Genomic DNA, 15485 nt, shown 5'->3' with positions numbered 1-15485 from the left:
GGCATGACTTCAGCAGTCAAAAGTGCCTCAGGCCGGTGCCAGACAAGCGCCAGTAGCTATCAAACTAAAAGCAAAAGACCGAGCGGCGCTGTCGGCGCCGCTACGGACGCTTCGGCAGCGCGAAGGCCATGACGTAGTCGCCGGCCTCCTTGGCGCGGGCGGCGCCGCCGACCGAGACGACGACGTATTGCCGCTGGTCGACGGGGGAGATGTAGCTCATCGGCGTGGCGCTGGAGCCGACGGGCAGCGCGTACTTCCACAGCTCCTCGCCGGTCTCGGCGTCGTAGGCGCGCAGGTAGAAGTCCTGGAAGCCGGCGAAGAACACCAGGCCGCCGGCGGTGGTGGACGTGCCGGCGTAGGTGGGCATGCCCATGACCATGGGCAGGCGGAACTTGATGCCCAGCGGGCCGAGTTCCTTGGCGGTGCCGGCGGGCACTTGCCAGGCGATCTGGCGGCTGTCGAGGTCGATGGCGGTGACGGTGCCCAGGGGCGGCTGCTGGCAGGGCACGCCGAGCGCGGAATACCACACGCCGGTCAGCACGCCGTAGGGCGTGCCTTCCATGGCCGCCAGGCCGTGGCCGTCCGGCGTGGGCGGGCGCACCTTGGCGATGGCCTCGTATTCCGCGCGCGGGATGATGCGGCGCGTGTTCACCAGGCGGATGTCGTTGACGAACAGCCGGCGGTTCTCGGGGTCGTACGAGGCGCTGCCCCAGTTCATGCCGCCCAGGGCGCCGGGGCTGGAGATGCTCCAGTCCAGGCCGGGCTGCGTGAAGTCGCCGTCATAGCGCATCTGCTTGAAGCTGATGCGGCACATCAATTGGTCGAACATCGTCATGCCCCAGGACGAGGCCTCGCTCAGGCGGCCGGCGCCGATGTTGGGCAGGCTGGAATAGGGCTGCGTCGGCGACACGGTGTTCTCCGGGATGGCGCCGTTGGTGGGCACGGGGCGCTCGTCCACCTTGGCGATGGGCTCGCCGCTGCGGCGGTCCAGCGCGAAGATCTGGCCGCGCTTGGTGAAGACCAGCACCGCCGGCACCATCTGCCCCTGGTCGTTCTTCATGTCGAGCAGCGCGGGCTGCGCCGGAATGTCGTAGTCCCACAGGTCGTGGTGGGTGGTCTGGAACGCCCACTTGGGCTTGCCGGTGCCAGCGTCGAGGGCCACCAGCGCGGCGTTGTACTTCAGCGATTCCTTCGGGCGGCCGGCGTTGTAATAGTCGGTGCCGGCGTTGCCCATGGGCGCGTAGATGGTGTCCAGGGCGGGGTCGTAGGCGGCGTGGGTCCACATGTTCGGGGTGCCCAGGGTGTAGCTGTTGCCGTTCACGGGGTCCTTGCCGACCGCGGCGTTGCCCGGGTCCCAGGCCCAGACCAGCGCGCCGCTGCGCACGTCGAAGGCGCGCACCGCGCCGGCGGGCTCGCCGAGCTTCTGGTTGTCGGAGATCCAGCCGCCCACCACGATCTTGTCGCCCGCGACCAGCGGCGCCGAGGTCTGGTAGTAGTAGCCCGGCCCGATCGGGCCCATCTTGTCGCGCAGGTTCACCACGCCCTGGTGGCCGAAGCCGGGGCACAGGGCGCCGGTCTTGGCGTCCAGCGCGAACAGGCGGCCGTCCACGGTGTTGCCGATGATGCGGGCGGCGCAGGCCTGGCCGGCCGGCGCCTGGGCGTCGCGGTGGTAGCCCAGGCCGCGGCAGCGCGCCCAGGCGTAGGTGGTGGCCTTGGCCTCGAACAGCCACTCGCGCTGGCCGGTGGTGGCGTTGATGGCGTGCACCGCGTTCTGGGGCGTGCACGAATACAGCGTGTTGCCGATCTGCAGCGGGGTGTTCTGGTCGGCTGAGTTAGGAATGGTCAGGTCGCGCTCGGTCCTGTAGGTCCAGGCCGGTTGCAGGTCCTTCACGTTGTCGCGGCTGATCTGGGTGAAGGGCGAATACCGCACGCCCAGGGTGTCGCGGCCGTAGGCCGTCCAGTCGAGCGGGGTGTTGTCGGACTTGGCGATCTTGTAGTCGGCGCTTTTCTGATGGGACACCTCGGGCACCGCCATGAAAGCGCGCGCGAAGAAGCCGACGAACGCGACGAGGCCGACGAGGGCCCACACCCCCATGGGTTTCACGGAGGCAAACAGGAGCGCCCCGACGAAGAACAGTCCCAGCGGCACCAGCAGCCGAGGGAAGAGCCCCCAATACGCGGTCCCGACCTCGTGGAAGGACCACGCGATGGTGGCCAGCAACGCCAGCCCCAGCAGGTGGACGGCACGGGTGCTGCTCTTCCACATCGCGATGGCCGACGCGGCATAAACCAGGCCGATCAGCGCGTAATAGAGCGAGCCGCCCATGAGCAGGAGCCGGGCCCCCATCGCAATGAGAAAAATCGCGATGACGGCCAGCACCACGGAAAAGAACTTCCTGGCGAGCATGTTGTTGTCCTTCTATGAAATCCAGCGGTGAATGAGGCGAGACGCTTCGGGCAAGCCCAGCGGCTTCTTGACGCAAGTCAAGCCGAAGCCCCCCGCGATTCTGCCGCGATGGCGAATTTTCGCCAGGCCCCCTACATCCGCCGTCGGATTTCGAATGAAATAGGGGCTTTGATCCGCTCCTGCATTGCGCAGACAGCTATCTTATTTGAAGCGTCAACCCAGCAGGCGCTGCATCGCCTCGCCGTACTTGGCGGCGGTCTGCTCGATCACCTCGGCGGGCAGTGTGGAAATGGTGGTGGAAATGGGGTCGGATGAGACTTGATTCCCATGGCCTGCCGACAGCCGGCTCCCCTCTTCATGGAATGCTCCCACCAAAGGCCCCGGCCTGTTTGAGAAGGAGCGTACAGATGCGAGCATGGAAATGCGGCGCAACTTAGTCAGACGTTGGCGGTTGTCAAGGGGGTGCGGCCACTTCAATGCTTGATACACTTCCTTGCATTCAACACACGGAGATGAAGATGAGGAAGCTGATTGCTGCGGCTGGGGTGGCTGCTTTGCTGGCCGGGTGCACCACTACGACGGGCGTTGTAGATCTGGGTGATGGCGCCTACATGCTGGGCACCCACGGCGGCGTAGGCTGGTCTGGCAGTTCCGTGAAAGCCGATCTCATCAAGGAAGCCCAGGATCGCTGCGCCAAGGAAGGCAAGAAGTTCAGGCTTCTCTCCGACCAGAGTGTGGATGCCTCGATGTCGGTGTACGCGAGCGCGGAAATCAAGTTTCGCTGCGACTGACGCTCAGATGATGACGGCGCCAGCCACGGTGCCAATAGCGCCAATGCCAGCGCCGATCCCTCCCATTTCGCTCGCGTTCGCCGCTGCCTGTTGCTGCGCGATGCTCCCGTAGATATTCCCCGCGCTGGCGTACCCCTGCCGCGCGCCGCCGTAGGCCGCGTCCATCCCGGCGTTGCCGCTGTTGGAAGCACAGCAACTGCACCTTCGCCGCCTCATCGACCACGTCCAGCTCGTGGTACGCGACCTGCCCGCCAGCCCGGGGTTCTACCAGGCGGTGTTCAATGTCCTGGGCATCGAGCTGGGCGGGCAGGAGGACAGCTACTTCTGGGCCGACGAGCTGTTCGTCTCCAGCGCCGACAGCCCCGCCGCCGCGGGCCAGCTCACGGGACGCCACCACCTGGCTTTCCAGGCCCGGGACCGCGCCATGGTGGATGCGTTCCACCAGGCCGCGCTCGCGCATGGCGGCCGCGACAACGGCGCGCCGGGGGAGCGCCCCTACCACCCCGGCTACTACGCGGCCTTCGTCCTCGACCCGGACGGCAACAACATCGAGGCCGTGTTCCACGGCGAGGCACGGCGCAGCGCCGCCTCGGTGGTCGTCACTTTCTGAAGGGCCTCGGCTCGCTGATCGCCAAAGGCATGGCGTGGAGCCCAGCCGTGGCGTTCGATGCGCTCATGAAGCGCCTCGTGCCCGACCTGCCCGATGGCCTCGCCGAACGCAACGCCCCACGCGGGATGAATTCCAGGCCGGCATCGCGGCGCACCGACATCTGCGCAGTGATTTCGAATCAAATCCGCCTTTAGCCAGCGCCAATATTGCATTTTTAGCTATCTTATAAATAGCAAAATGAGGCTGACAAACGGAGGCTGATGAAATCTTCACCCAGCGCATCATCCCCTTGGCCTGCTCAGGTCCGCGCAAAATCGGGGATCCGAAATCGCTTGCCGTAGGCACCCGGGGCCATGCCGGTGGTGCGCTTGAACAGGCGGCGGAAGAACGCCGCTTCCTCGTCGCCCACGCGCCAGCCAATCTCGTCGACAGGGTCGTCGGTGCGCTCCAGCCGGCGCTTGGCATCCTCGACGCGCAACCGTTGGACGTAGGCAATGGGCGCGATGCCTGTGGCCGCGGTGAAGCGCCTGAAGGTGCGCTCGGCGAGCGCTGACCGCCTGATCATCTCGTCCACCGGGCGGGCCACCGAGAAATACGTGGCAAGCCACCGCCGCGCCGCCTCGATCTCGGCGTCGCCATGGTCGCTCTTGCCCTCGAAGGTGATGTAGGGCGCCAGGCCGTCCTGGTGCCACTGCAGCGCGAACAGGCGGACCAGCGCCTGCGCGTCGGTGGCGCCGGCATGGCGCGCGATCAGGTACAGCACCATGTCGTGCCAGGTGGTCGAGGCGCCCGAACTCACCAGGTCCTCGCGCGGGCCCGCGATCACCAGCACCCGCTTGGGATGGATCGTGACGGCCGGGTGGGCCGCCATGAACTGCCGCGCGTAGGCGAAGTGCACGGTGGCATCCTTGCCGTCGAACAAGCCGGTTTCGGCGAGCAGGAAGATGCCGGAGCAGGCCGAGCACAGGACCGCACCGTGATCGTGCATGCGCCGCAGCCACGCCACCAGGCGCGGGTAGCGGCCAGCGTAAGCGCGCGCCCAGACCCTCCGCCAACCCGCCCGCCATCGGCGTGCATCCGCTGGCAAGCGATCTGCCGGTGGCGGCCTCGGCCCTGACACGCGCCAAGGTGCGTGCCCAGGCGATCGCGAACCCGCCCTCGGAAGGCGAGGGTCGGAACCCTATCCGTGGCTCCTGAGCTGAAACTCCGTTTCCCGGCGCCCTCGCCCCGTCCGCGCGAACCACGCCAGCCAGTCGCTGGCCTCGATCACCGGCGTGCCGCGCACGGCGCGCGGCAGCGCCTCGTAGACCAGCACCCGCAACGCCTGCGTGCCGCCGCTGGCCAGGGCGACGGGCGGGGTGAGCAGGCGCTTGGCGTATTCGCTCACGTCCTGGGGCCACAGCCCTTCGATGCCGTCCAGCGCCTGCTCCAGCGCCGGGGTCAGCGCATACACCTCGGCCAGCACGGGCTGCGTGCCATGCAGGCACAGGCCGGGGTACCAGCCCAGGTCGTGCAGGGTGCCGGTCAGCACCGTGGTGCCGACGGGGGCGATGCCGGGCTGCAGGCGGGCGATGTCGTTGACGCCGCCCGCGCGCAGCGTGCCGTAGACGGCCACCCAGCGCGCGCCGCAGGGCTGCCAGGCGGGTGCGGGGCCATCAGGGGCTGTGGTCATGTGCCTGGTGCGCCCGCGGGACGGCGATTGCAAGCAAAAAATGCCGTTTGTCGGCGTGGATATTGCGCAGTCAGCTACACAATAAATAGCATCAGGCCACCAGCCGCTGCATCGCTTCGCGGTACTTGGCCGCCGTCCGGGCGATGACCTCGGCGGGCAGCGCGGGCGCGGGCGGGGTCTTGGGCCAAGCACGGCCAGCCACCTGCGCCTGCTCCAGCCAGTCGCGCAGGAACTGCTTGTCGAAGCTGGGCGGGTTCTGTCCCTCCACGTAGCTTTCGGCCGGCCAGTAGCGCGACGAGTCGGGCGTGAGCACTTCGTCCATCAGCACCAATTGGCCCGCGTCGTCCAGGCCGAACTCGAACTTGGTGTCGGCGATGAGGATGCCCTTGGCGGCGGCGATGGCGGCGGCGCGGGTGTAGAGGGCAACCGCGGTGTCGCGGATCTGCGCGGCCAGCTGCGGGCCGACCAGCTCGACCGTGCGGGCGTAGGTGATGTTCTCGTCGTGCGCGCCGAACTCGGCCTTGGCGGCCGGCGTGTAGATGGGCTGCGGCAGTTTGCTGGCGTTGCGCAGGCCGGCGGGCAGCGGCACCCCGCACACGGATTGGCTTTCCTGGTATTCCTTCCAGCCGCTGCCGGCCAGATAGCCGCGCACCACGGCCTCGATCAGCACCGGCTTGAGGCGCTTGACCAGCATGCTGCGGCCCCTGACCTGCGCCACTTCATCGGGCTGCACCACGCGCTCGGGCGCATCGCCGGTGAGGTGGTTGGGGCAGATGTCCTTCAGTTGCTCGAACCACCACAGCGCCATTTGCGTCAGGATTTCGCCCTTGCCCGGGATGGGTTCGCCCATGATGACGTCGAAGGCGCTGATGCGGTCGCTGGCGACCATCAGCAGGCGGTCGGTGCCCACGGCGTAATTGTCGCGCACCTTGCCGCGCGCGAGCAGCGGCAGGCTGTGCAGGGCCGAGGTGTGGAGGGCGGCGGCGCTCACGGGCGGGCTCAGGTGATGGAGGCCTGGTAGATCGACTCGATCGCCTGGTCGAGCGCGGCGTTGAACTCGGCGTCGCTCTGCTGGGCCGTCAGCCCCTCGGTCAGCGCGCGGCTGAAGCTGGCGATGACGCCGGGATTCTGGGCCAGCAGCGCGTTGGACTCGTCGCGGCTGTAGCCGCCCGACAGCGCCACCACGCGCAGCACGCGCGGGTGCCGCACCAGTTCGGCGTAGAAGCCGGGCACGCTGGGGATGGTGAGCTTGAGCATCACCTTCTGGTCGCCCGTCAGCGCGTCGAGCTGCTTGAGGATGCTGGCTTTCAGCAGCGCCTCGATCGCGGCCTTGTCGGCGGCCTTGATGTTGACCTCGGGCTCGATGATGGGCATCAGGCCGGCGGCCAGGATCTGCTGGCCGACGGCGAACTGCTGCGCCACCACGGCATCGACGCCCTGGGCATTGGCGGCGTTGATGACCGAGCGCATCTTGGTGCCGAAGATGCCCTTGGCCGCGGCGCGCGCCAGCAGCGCGTCCAGTTCGGGCATGGGCTTCATCAGCTGCACGCCGTCGGCCTCGTCGGCCAGGCCCTTGTCCACCTTCAGGAAGGGCACCACCTGCTTCTTCTGCCACAGGTAGTCGGCGGCGGGCAGGCCGTCGAAGGCGCGGTCCATGGTCATCTCGAACAGGATGGCGCCCAGCACGCGGCGGCCGTCGAAGGCCGGGCTGGCGACGATGCGCTGGCGCATGGCGTGCACCAGATCGAACATCTGCGCGTCGCCGCTGTAGGCGGATTCCTCGATGCCGTACAGGCGCAGCGCTTTGGGCGTGCTGCCGCCGCTCTGGTCCAGCGCGGCGATGAAGCCCTGGCCCTGGGCGACCTTGTCCAGTTGTTGCTGATTCACGGGGGGATCCTTTTGTTCGTTGAATGGGGGCCTTGCGCCGGCGCGCGGCGCTTGAAAATCAACCCGTGATTGTAGGATTCGCGGGGCGCCCGGGCGCTGGCGCTCAAGAAACAAAACCGAAGACGGCTGAGCTCATGCGGCCGTCTCCACGGGATTGCGCCCGAAGCCCCAGGCTGGTTTGGCACATGTCGTTCCCGCAGTAACATGCGGCGATTCGTCGTCATTGCCGTGCATGGCCTGCGAGGCTGGGCCCCCGCGGCCGCACCTGTTTTCGCATGATCCGCCGCTTCAGCCCTGCCGTGATTGCCGCGATTTTCCTCGCGGGCACGGTCTCGCACGCGGCAACCCTCATCGTCAACGACCCCACCGACACGGCGACGACCGTCTCGCTGCGCATGGCGATCCAGAGTGTCATGCAGGGCAGCGACGCGAATGCCGCGATCACCGCCAGCCGCAGCGGCGACTATGGCGATGAAGACACCATTCTGTTCTCCGGCATATCGACACTCAGCGTCGACAGCGAACTTCCTGTCCTGCGACGCCCGGTGACCATCGATGGCGGCGTGGGGGTCACCCTGCAAGGCACGGGTAACGGGCGGCTCCTGGCCGTCATCGACCTGCGAGGCACGGCCGCGCGCCCGGTGTCGGTGACGCTCGCCAACCTGGTCCTGCGCGATGGCGGCGCGATCGGCGGCGACGGCGGCGGCGCGGCGGTGCCGGGCGGCGGCGGGCTGGGCGCGGGCGGCGCCTTGTACGTGCACGAGGCCGCCACGGCGGTGTTGCGCAACGTCGTGATGGCCGGCAACCGGGCACGGGGAGGCGCGGGCGGCAACGGCGTGTTCAACGGACGGCCGTTCACCGTGGGCGGCGGCGGCGGGATGGGCGGGCGCGGCGGCGAAGGCATTGCCATCGGCATTTTCGACACCATGACCGGTGGCGGCGGCGGTTTTGGCCGCACGGCGGCAGGAGGCTCGCCGCCGTTCACTGCGGAAGGCAGGCCGGGCCTGCTGCCCGAGGCCTCTGCGGGCGGTACCGGCGCGATGGGCAGTGCGGGCAGCGCCGCCGCCGGCGGTGGCGGCGTCGGCAATCATCTCGGCGGCTCGGGGTATGCGCCTGGCGGTGGTGGAGGAGGTGCCGGCGGCGGCGATGGCAGCTACGAGAGCGAGCTGGATTTCGGCACGGGGGAGCCGGTGGTTTCGGCGGCGGCGGTGGAGGCGGCGACCGGGGCGGTGCCGGCGGCTTCGGTGGCGGTGCCGGCGGCACACTCGGCTTCGGCGGTGCCGGCGGCTTCGGCGGCGGCGCGGGAGCCAGTTGCTCGCGGCCCGGCTTCGGCGGCGGCAGTTCCGGCGGCTTCGGCGCCTCCAGCTGCTCCCCGAGCGGCGCGGGGGGCGGCGCGGGCCTGGGCGGCGGCGTCTTCGTGCACGCCGGCGGTCACCTTCGCGTCGAAGGCTCGCTGGCGGTCTCATCGAACGCGGCGGTGGGCGGCCCGGGAGGCACGTTCACGACCAGCAATTCCGACCCAATCTCTGGGCCTGGCGGCGCCGGCAGCGGGTTCGGCGCCGGATTCTTCCTGCACGGCCCGGTGGGCGCTGGCGCGATCACCTTCGCCCCGGGCCCAGGCGAGGTCCAGGTCGTGGGCGACGTCATTGCCGATCAGGCGGGCTCCGGCGGCATCGGGGACGACGCGCGCGCGTCTGGCATCACCAAGTCGGGCATGGGCACACTCACCTTGACCGCGGACAACACCTACACCGGCGCCACCGATGTGGACGGCGGCACACTGATGGTGATGGGCGCTCAACCGGCTTCGAGCGTGCACCTGACAGGGGGCGCCACACTCGGCGGCACCGGCCGCACTGGCGCCGTGACGGTCGGCGGCGGGGCGACGCTCGCGCCCGGCGCCCCGGAGGGCACGCTGCGCGTCGCGGCGGTGGCACTCGCCGCGGGCACGACGTTCGCCGCCACGCTGGGCGCGACGCCGGCCGCGTCAAGCAAGCTCGCGGCCAGCGGCACGGTAGCGCTCGGCAGCGCGGCTTTGCAACTCATGGGAAGCGGCGGACTGCCGGTCGGCAGTGAGCGCACCCTGATCGAGCAGGGCGGCGCGGATGCCGTGACTGGCACGTTCGCGGGCTTGCCCGAAGGCGCCTCCATCGCGCTCGGCAACCGGCGCTGGCGCGTGAGCTATGCGGGCGGCGACGGCAACGACGTGACGTTGACGGCTGTCGAGGCGGCAGGCACCTCCACGGCCATCGTCTCGCATGCGCCCGATCCCGTGGCGCTGGGCGCCAGCGTCACCGTGGGTGTTTCGGTCTCCCCCATGCAGGCGGACGTCGATACGCCCTCGGGCACGGTCACGGTGAGCGATGGCGAGGCCTCCTGCGCGATCGCTCTGCCCGCCACGTCGTGCGCATTGACGCCCGCCAGCGCGGGCGGGCGCACGCTGGTCGCCACGTACTCCGGCGACGGCCGTTTCGCGGCGAGCACATCGGCTGGCGAGCCCTTGGAGGTGATCGCGGTGGAGCGCGTCTTCAGCGGCACCACGGCCACCGGCACCGGCACCGGCGTTTTCACGGCCAGCTTCACCGGCGGCGGCATGTTCTGCACGCTCGCGTCCGCGGCGCTCCTGCCGGCGCCCCCCGGTGCCGCGCCCGTGCCACCCACCGCGCCCGAGCAGCAGGTCTTCGCGCATGGACTGTTCACGTTCCGCCTCGAAGGCTGCGATGAAGGGGCGAGCGTTGACGTGACGCTCCACTATCCGTCAGTGCTCGCCGCAGGCACGCGCTACTGGAAATACGGCCCGAGCGATGAAGATGCCGCGCCGCATTGGCACGTGTACCCGGCCACCATCGAAGGCAGGACGGTGACGTTCACGGTGCGGGACGGCGGCGCGGGCGACGGCGACGGCATCGCCGACGGAACGATCACCGACCCCGGTGGACCCGCGGTGCCGGCCGGCGGCACGGGCAGCACCGTGCCGGTGCCGGCGCTCGAATCCTGGGTATTGGCGCTGCTCGCGCTGATGATGGCGATGCTCGGCTTGACGAGCGCCCGGCGCGGCCGCCCATAGCGGCTGGTTCCGTTCACCGCGCCTTCGCCGGCAGAGGCTACTCCACCCGGCAGATCTTCAGCATGTTGGTCCCGCCGGGCGCGCCCATGGGTTCGCCGCAGGTAATGGCATAGACGTCGCCCTTGTCCACGATGCCCTGGCGCTTGAGGTGGCCTTCGGCTTGTGTCAGGGCTTCGTCCCGGTGGGCGCTGGTGTCCATGAGCATGGGGCGCACGTTGCGGTACAGCGCCATCTTGCGCTGGGTGCCAATCTTGGGCGTGAGGGCGTAGATGGGGATGCGCACACGATGCCGGCTCATCCAGAGCGCGGTGGAGCCGGAATCGGTGAGCGCCACGATGGCCTTGGCGCCCAGGTGGTAGGCGGTGAAGAGGGCGCCCATGGCGATGGACTGGTCGATGCGCCCGAAGGTCTTGCCGCTGAAGTCGGCGTCCAGCTCGGCCGGGTCGTGCTCCTCGGCGGCCTCGCAGATGGAGGCCATCTCGCGCACGGTCTCCAGCGGGTACTTGCCGGCGGCGGTCTCGGCGCTCAGCATCACGGCGTCGGTGCCGTCGAGCACGGCGTTGGCCACGTCGCTGACCTCGGCGCGGGTGGGCACGGGGTTGGCGATCATGCTTTCCATCATCTGCGTGGCGGTGATGACGACCTTGTCCATGTCGCGCGCCATGCGGATCATCTTCTTCTGCAGCGCGGGCACGGCGGCGTTGCCCACCTCCACCGCCAAGTCGCCGCGGGCGACCATGATGCCGTCGCTGGCGGCCAGGATCCCGGCCAGATTGGGGATGGCCTCGGCGCGCTCGATCTTGGCGATCAGGTAGGGCTTGTGGCGGTGCTCGGAGCCGGCCACGTTGCACAGCTGGCGCGCCATCTCCATGTCGGTGGCGGTCTTCGGAAAGCTCACCGCCACGTAGTCGGCCCGCAGCGCCATGGCGGTCTTGATGTCCTCCATGTCCTTGGCGGTCAGCGCGGGCGCCGTCAGGCCGCCGCCCTGCTTGTTGATGCCCTTGTTGTTGGACAGCTCGCCGCCCACCTTGACGGTGGTGTGCACCGCCTCGCCGCGCACCTGCTGCACGGTGAGCACGATCAGCCCGTCGTTGAGCAGCAGCACGTCGCCCGGCTTCACGTCGCGCGGCAGCTCCTTGTAGTCCAGCCCCACGGCCTGCGCGTCGCCCGGCTCCTGGCGCGCGGCGTCCAGCACGAAGGGCGCGCCGGGCTGCAACTGGACCTTGCCGTCGGCGAACTTGCCGACGCGGATCTTGGGCCCCTGCAGGTCGGCCATGATGGCCACCTCGCGCCCGGCACGCTCGGCCACCTCGCGCACCATGCGCGCGCGCTCGGTGTGGTCGCTGGCCTGGCCGTGGCTGAAGTTCAGCCGCACCACGTTGACGCCGGCGCGCACCATCTCCTCCAGCAGCGCGGGGTCGCTGGAGGCGGGGCCGAGGGTGGCGACGATCTTGGTGGCGCGGTGATTCATGAGGGAGTCCTGGAAGGCGAAACGTTGCGGGGCGGGCGAAAGCCCATTCTGTCACGCCGGCATGCCATCGCCGTGACGGCGGCGCCCGATCACCGGTTTTGAATGAAATCAACCGTTGGCCCGCGCGGATATTTCGTCAGAAGCTATGTTTTTAATAGCATCCTGGGTGCAGCCCGGCGCGTGGCTAGCCGGCCGCCGCGCGCTTTTCAAGGATCTCGAAGGCCGGTAGCGTCTTGCCTTCCAGCACCTCCAGGAAGGCGCCGCCGCCGGTGGAGATGTAGCCCACGTCCTTCTCGATCCCGTACTTGGCGATCGCCGCCAGCGTGTCGCCGCCGCCGGCGATGCTGAAGGCGGGCGACTCGGCGATGGCGCGCGCGATGGTCTCGGTGCCGTGCGCGAAGGCTTCGAACTCGAACACGCCCACCGGCCCGTTCCAGACGATGGTGCCGGCGGCCTTGAGCTGCGCGGCCAGGCGCGCGGCCGTCTCGGGGCCGATGTCCAGGATCAGGTCGTCGGCGGCCACGTCGCCCGCCGCTTTCACCGTGGCGAGCGCGTCGGCCTTGAAGGCCTTGGCCGTCACCACGTCGGTGGGGATGGGCACCTCGGCACCACGCGCCTTCATGGCCTCGATCACCGCCCGGGCCTCGCCCACCAGGCCGGGCTCGGCCAGGCTCTGGCCGATGGGCAGGCCGGCGGCCAGCAGGAAGGTGTTGGCGATGCCGCCACCGACGATGAGTTGATCGACGTTCTTCGCCAAAGACTGCAGGATGGTGAGTTTTGTGCTCACCTTGCTGCCGGCCACGATGGCCACCAGCGGCCGCCTGGGCTGCGCCAGCGCCTGGGTGATGGCGTCGATCTCGGCCGCGAGCAGCGGGCCGGCGCAGGCGATGGGAGCGAACTGCGCGATGCCGTAGGTCGTGCCCTCGGCACGGTGCGCGGTGCCGAAGGCATCGTTCACGTAGATGTCGCAAAGCGCGGCCATCTTGCGCGAAAGCGCTTCATCGCACTTCTTCTCGCCCTTGTTGACGCGGCAGTTCTCCAACAGCACGACCTGGCCGCGCCGCACCTGAACGCCGTCCACCCAGTCCTGCACCAGAGGCACCTCGCACCCCAGCAGCTCGCCGAGGCGACGGGCCACGGGCGCGAGCGAGTCGGCGGGCTTGAACTCGCCTTCCTTGGGGCGGCCCAGATGGCTGGTGACCATGACGGCCGCTCCGGCATCGAGCGCCATGCGGATGCACGGCACGCTGGCGCGGATGCGGGTGTCCTCGGTGATGCGGCCGGCGTCGTCCCGCGGCACGTTGAGGTCGGCGCGGATGAAGACGCGCTGGCCCTGGGCAGCGCCTCGCGCGCACAGGTCGGAAAAGCGGATGACGTTCATGGCAAAAAGACGTGAATTGGCGGAAGAAGCAGCCGGCGGATTGTAGAAGCGCCCTACCAGTTCCAGACCAGGCGCAGCGGCAGGTACACCGCCATGCCGGCGGCGATCGACAGCGGCAGCACCAGGCCGTCGTGCCGGCGCCAGAAGTAGCAGGCCCCGGCCGCCAGCGCGCCCCACGCGCGCGCATCGCGCCAGGGCGCTTCGACCGCGCCGCCGGTGAGCACGATGTCGGGCGCGATCACCGCCGCCAGCGCGGCGATGGGCGCGTACCGCAGGCCGCGCTGCGCCCAGCCGGGCAGGCGCCATTCGCGCTCGGAGATAAAGAAGAAGCCCCGCGTGACGACGCTGATGGCCGTCAGGCCGGCGATGGCCAGCAGCGTCCCGAAGTCGGTTTCATTCATGCATGGCGTCCTTCGGCGGGCTCGCCGTGCCGCCGCTCCAGCATCAGGCACGCGGCGACGGCGATGGTGATGGCGGCGACGATGTTGAGGCGGTACGGCAGCCCGAACACGGCCACCGCCGCGCCGGCGGCGATCAGCGCCGACAGCGCGCGCAGCCGCGTGGTGGCCAGCGAGCAGGCCATGGCCAGCAGGGCCAGCGTGCCGGCGAATTCGAGCCCCCAGCGCGCCGGCAGCGCCGCGCCCATGAAGATGCCCAGCATGCTGAGCGACTGCCACATCACCCAGTTGGCGCAGTTGCCGCCCCACAGGTAGGCCATCTGGGCGCGGCGCTGGTTCTCGGTCTCGGCCGGCCGGGGAAAGCGGCGGGTGTAGAGCACGTAGGTCACGTCGCCCGTGAGGTAGCCGAGGACCAGCCGGCGCGCGCGCGGCAGGAACATGAAGTACTCGCGCAGGTGCAGGCTGAACACGACGAAGCGCAGGTTGACGCAGAAGGCCGTGGCCCAGATGACCCACAGCGGCGCGCCGGCGGCGATGAGCGGGATGGCCGCCAGCTGCGCGCTGCCGGCGAAGACCAGCAGCGACATCAGCACCGCCTCGGTGATGCTCATGCCCGACTTGACCATGGCCACGCCGGTCATGAAGGCCCAGGCGGTGAGGCCGACGGACACGCCCGCCATCTCGCGCGCGCCGACCCAGAACAGCGGGTGGCGCGCGGTGCGGGCGATGGCGTCCACGCGGCGCCCCAGCCACGCGCCGGCGCGGCCGCCCGGCGCCAGGTCGCGCGGCGGCTGGGGCAGGGGCATGTTCATGGCCCGGCTTCCGGCAAGCCCAGGCGCTGGCCGGGCGCGAGCGCGAAGCCGGCCAGGAACTCGCGCGCCGGCAACCGCTTGCCGCCGGGGCGCTGCAGCTCGGTCAGGCGCAGCGCGCCGTCGCCGCAGGACACCAGGACGCCTTGGTCGTCTACAAGCAAAATATGGCCTGAGCCCTTACCAGTATTGCATTGGAAGCTATCAATTTTGGAGAACCAGATCTTGATCACGGTGTCGCCGAGCAGGGTGCTGGCGCCGGGAAAGGGGTCGAAGGCGCGCACGCGCCGCTCGATCACCTGGACCGGCAGCGTCCAGTCGATCACCGCCTCGTGCTTCTCGATCTTGTGCGCGTAGGTCACGCCCTCGGCGGGCTGGGGCGTGGCGGTCAAGGCGCCGCGCGCGGCTCCGGCCAAGGCCTCCACGATCAAGCGCCCGCCCAGCGCGGCCAGCTCGTCGTGCAGCGCGGCGGTGGTGGCGCGCGGGCCGATCGGAAGGCGTTCGGCCAGCAGCATGTCGCCGGTGTCCAGGCCGGCATCCATCTGCATGATGGTCACGCCGGTCGCCGCGTCGCCCGCCTCGATGGCGCGGTGGATGGGCGCGGCGCCGCGCCAGCGCGGCAGCAGGCTGGCGTGGATGTTCAGGCAGCCCAGGCGCGGTAGCGACAGCACCCACTGCGGCAGGATCAGGCCGTAGGCGGCCACCACCATCACGTCGGGCGCGGCGGCTTGCAGCGCGGCCTGGGCGGCGGCCGCGTCCTCGGGATACTTGCCGTCCAGCCGCAGGCTGCGCGGCTGCGCCACGGCGACGCCGCGCGCCTGGGCCAGCTGCTTGACGGGCGAGGCCTGCAGCTTCAGGCCCCGGCCGGCGGGGCGGTCGGGCTGGGTGAGCACCAGCGGGATCTCGTGGCCGGCGTCCAGCAGCGCCTGCAGCGCGGCGCGGGCGAACTCGGGCGTGCCGGCAAAGGCGACTTTCATGGCGGACACAGGAAG

General features: G+C 69.7%; 17 protein-coding genes. 5 read left to right on the top strand and 12 right to left on the bottom strand.

The genetic code is table 11. The annotated features are described in order from the left end of the window. Positions 1–100 precede the first annotated feature (100 nt). Together IPG65_RS07030 and IPG65_RS07025 are read right to left on the bottom strand one after the other, a co-directional pair. Positions 101–2407: a membrane-bound PQQ-dependent dehydrogenase, glucose/quinate/shikimate family gene (locus tag IPG65_RS07030; protein WP_293188525.1), complete on the bottom strand. Its 2307-nt coding sequence runs from the start codon at positions 2405–2407 to the stop codon at positions 101–103. Between the two features lie 213 nt (positions 2408–2620). Beyond that, positions 2621–2896 (bottom strand): hypothetical protein, encoded by a 276-nt coding sequence (locus IPG65_RS07025; RefSeq protein WP_293188524.1) that lies wholly within the window; start codon positions 2894–2896, stop codon positions 2621–2623. A gap of 29 nt (positions 2897–2925) precedes the next feature. Between IPG65_RS07025 and IPG65_RS07020 the strand changes: the two genes are divergently transcribed. Then, the gene (locus tag IPG65_RS07020; RefSeq protein ID WP_293188523.1) at positions 2926–3198 is read left to right on the top strand and encodes a hypothetical protein; all 273 of its coding nucleotides are present in this window, start codon (positions 2926–2928) and stop codon (positions 3196–3198) included. A 3-nt stretch (positions 3199–3201) separates the two neighbouring features. Here the strand turns inward: IPG65_RS07020 and IPG65_RS07015 are convergent, their stop codons facing one another. Continuing rightward, on the bottom strand, positions 3202–3363 hold the full coding sequence (locus tag IPG65_RS07015) for a hypothetical protein (RefSeq protein WP_293188522.1): 162 nt from the start codon (positions 3361–3363) through the stop codon (positions 3202–3204). A gap of 16 nt (positions 3364–3379) precedes the next feature. On the opposite strand from IPG65_RS07015, the gene IPG65_RS07010 reads away from it, so the two are divergent. After that, entirely contained in the window at positions 3380–3808 is a 429-nt protein-coding gene (locus IPG65_RS07010; RefSeq protein WP_293188521.1) for a VOC family protein, read from the top strand. Between the two features lie 47 nt (positions 3809–3855). Then, positions 3856–4002: a hypothetical protein gene (locus tag IPG65_RS07005; RefSeq protein WP_293188520.1), complete on the top strand. Its 147-nt coding sequence runs from the start codon at positions 3856–3858 to the stop codon at positions 4000–4002. A gap of 104 nt (positions 4003–4106) precedes the next feature. On the opposite strand, the gene IPG65_RS07000 is transcribed toward IPG65_RS07005, so the two are convergent. From IPG65_RS07000 to IPG65_RS06985, 4 genes are all read right to left on the bottom strand, one after another. Continuing rightward, positions 4107–4814, bottom strand: coding sequence for a helix-turn-helix domain-containing protein (locus tag IPG65_RS07000; protein WP_293188519.1), 708 nt, complete (start codon positions 4812–4814; stop codon positions 4107–4109). A gap of 174 nt (positions 4815–4988) precedes the next feature. Further along, positions 4989–5480 carry a gamma-glutamylcyclotransferase gene (locus tag IPG65_RS06995; RefSeq protein ID WP_293188518.1) on the bottom strand — a complete coding sequence of 164 codons (492 nt, stop codon included), beginning with the start codon at positions 5478–5480 and terminating at the stop codon, positions 4989–4991. A 91-nt stretch (positions 5481–5571) separates the two neighbouring features. Continuing rightward, positions 5572–6483 (bottom strand): phosphoribosylaminoimidazolesuccinocarboxamide synthase, encoded by a 912-nt coding sequence (locus IPG65_RS06990; RefSeq protein WP_293189985.1) that lies wholly within the window; start codon positions 6481–6483, stop codon positions 5572–5574. Then, the gene (locus IPG65_RS06985) at positions 6480–7367 is read right to left on the bottom strand and encodes a fructose bisphosphate aldolase (RefSeq protein WP_293188517.1); all 888 of its coding nucleotides are present in this window, start codon (positions 7365–7367) and stop codon (positions 6480–6482) included. The genes IPG65_RS06990 and IPG65_RS06985 overlap by 4 nt, the downstream gene beginning before the upstream one ends. 275 nt (positions 7368–7642) lie before the next feature. Between IPG65_RS06985 and IPG65_RS06980 the strand changes: the two genes are divergently transcribed. Both IPG65_RS06980 and IPG65_RS06975 read left to right on the top strand, forming a co-directional pair. Continuing rightward, positions 7643–9100, top strand: coding sequence for a hypothetical protein (locus tag IPG65_RS06980; protein WP_293188516.1), 1458 nt, complete (start codon positions 7643–7645; stop codon positions 9098–9100). After that, on the top strand, positions 9001–10434 hold the full coding sequence (locus IPG65_RS06975; protein ID WP_293188515.1) for a choice-of-anchor U domain-containing protein: 1434 nt from the start codon (positions 9001–9003) through the stop codon (positions 10432–10434). The genes IPG65_RS06980 and IPG65_RS06975 overlap by 100 nt, the downstream gene beginning before the upstream one ends. Positions 10435–10471: 37 nt before the next feature. Here the strand turns inward: IPG65_RS06975 and pyk are convergent, their stop codons facing one another. The 5 genes from pyk to fmt form a co-directional block, all read right to left on the bottom strand. Then, positions 10472–11905, bottom strand: coding sequence for a pyruvate kinase (pyk, locus tag IPG65_RS06970; RefSeq protein ID WP_293188514.1), 1434 nt, complete (start codon positions 11903–11905; stop codon positions 10472–10474). A 184-nt stretch (positions 11906–12089) separates the two neighbouring features. Beyond that, a complete protein-coding gene (locus tag IPG65_RS06965; protein ID WP_293188513.1) occupies positions 12090–13286 on the bottom strand; it encodes a phosphoglycerate kinase in 1197 nt (398 codons plus the stop codon). Positions 13287–13339: 53 nt separating this feature from the next. Then, a complete protein-coding gene (locus IPG65_RS06960; protein WP_293188512.1) occupies positions 13340–13687 on the bottom strand; it encodes an AzlD domain-containing protein in 348 nt (115 codons plus the stop codon). Further along, positions 13684–14364 carry an AzlC family ABC transporter permease gene (locus IPG65_RS06955; RefSeq protein ID WP_293189983.1) on the bottom strand — a complete coding sequence of 227 codons (681 nt, stop codon included), beginning with the start codon at positions 14362–14364 and terminating at the stop codon, positions 13684–13686. Before IPG65_RS06955 ends, IPG65_RS06960 begins: the two co-directional genes overlap by 4 nt. 128 nt (positions 14365–14492) lie before the next feature. Then, the gene (gene fmt / locus IPG65_RS06950; protein ID WP_293188511.1) at positions 14493–15470 is read right to left on the bottom strand and encodes a methionyl-tRNA formyltransferase; all 978 of its coding nucleotides are present in this window, start codon (positions 15468–15470) and stop codon (positions 14493–14495) included. Positions 15471–15485: the final 15 nt, after the last annotated feature.

Origin of the sequence: Ottowia sp., from assembly GCF_016703145.1 — a bacterium.
In the GTDB taxonomy this organism is placed as follows: Bacteria; Pseudomonadota; Gammaproteobacteria; order Burkholderiales; family Burkholderiaceae_C; genus Ottowia.
Note: the sequence above shows the minus strand (reverse complement) of the source record. Positions and strands in the feature narration are given on the sequence as shown.

What these genes read in the sequence shown, in the direction of transcription:
- fmt (WP_293188511.1), bottom strand. Translation starts at nt 15,470, where the DNA reads ATGAAAGTCGCCTTTGCCGGCACGCCCGAGTTCGCCCGCGCCGCGCTG.
- IPG65_RS06980 (WP_293188516.1), top strand. Translation starts at nt 7,643, where the DNA reads ATGATCCGCCGCTTCAGCCCTGCCGTGATTGCCGCGATTTTCCTCGCG.
- IPG65_RS06995 (WP_293188518.1), bottom strand. Translation starts at nt 5,480, where the DNA reads ATGACCACAGCCCCTGATGGCCCCGCACCCGCCTGGCAGCCCTGCGGC.
- IPG65_RS06965 (WP_293188513.1), bottom strand. Translation starts at nt 13,286, where the DNA reads ATGAACGTCATCCGCTTTTCCGACCTGTGCGCGCGAGGCGCTGCCCAG.
- IPG65_RS06955 (WP_293189983.1), bottom strand. Translation starts at nt 14,364, where the DNA reads ATGGCGGGCGTGTCCGTCGGCCTCACCGCCTGGGCCTTCATGACCGGC.
- IPG65_RS07020 (WP_293188523.1), top strand. Translation starts at nt 2,926, where the DNA reads ATGAGGAAGCTGATTGCTGCGGCTGGGGTGGCTGCTTTGCTGGCCGGG.
- IPG65_RS07030 (WP_293188525.1), bottom strand. Translation starts at nt 2,407, where the DNA reads ATGCTCGCCAGGAAGTTCTTTTCCGTGGTGCTGGCCGTCATCGCGATT.
- IPG65_RS06960 (WP_293188512.1), bottom strand. Translation starts at nt 13,687, where the DNA reads ATGAATGAAACCGACTTCGGGACGCTGCTGGCCATCGCCGGCCTGACG.
- pyk (WP_293188514.1), bottom strand. Translation starts at nt 11,905, where the DNA reads ATGAATCACCGCGCCACCAAGATCGTCGCCACCCTCGGCCCCGCCTCC.
- IPG65_RS07015 (WP_293188522.1), bottom strand. Translation starts at nt 3,363, where the DNA reads ATGGACGCGGCCTACGGCGGCGCGCGGCAGGGGTACGCCAGCGCGGGG.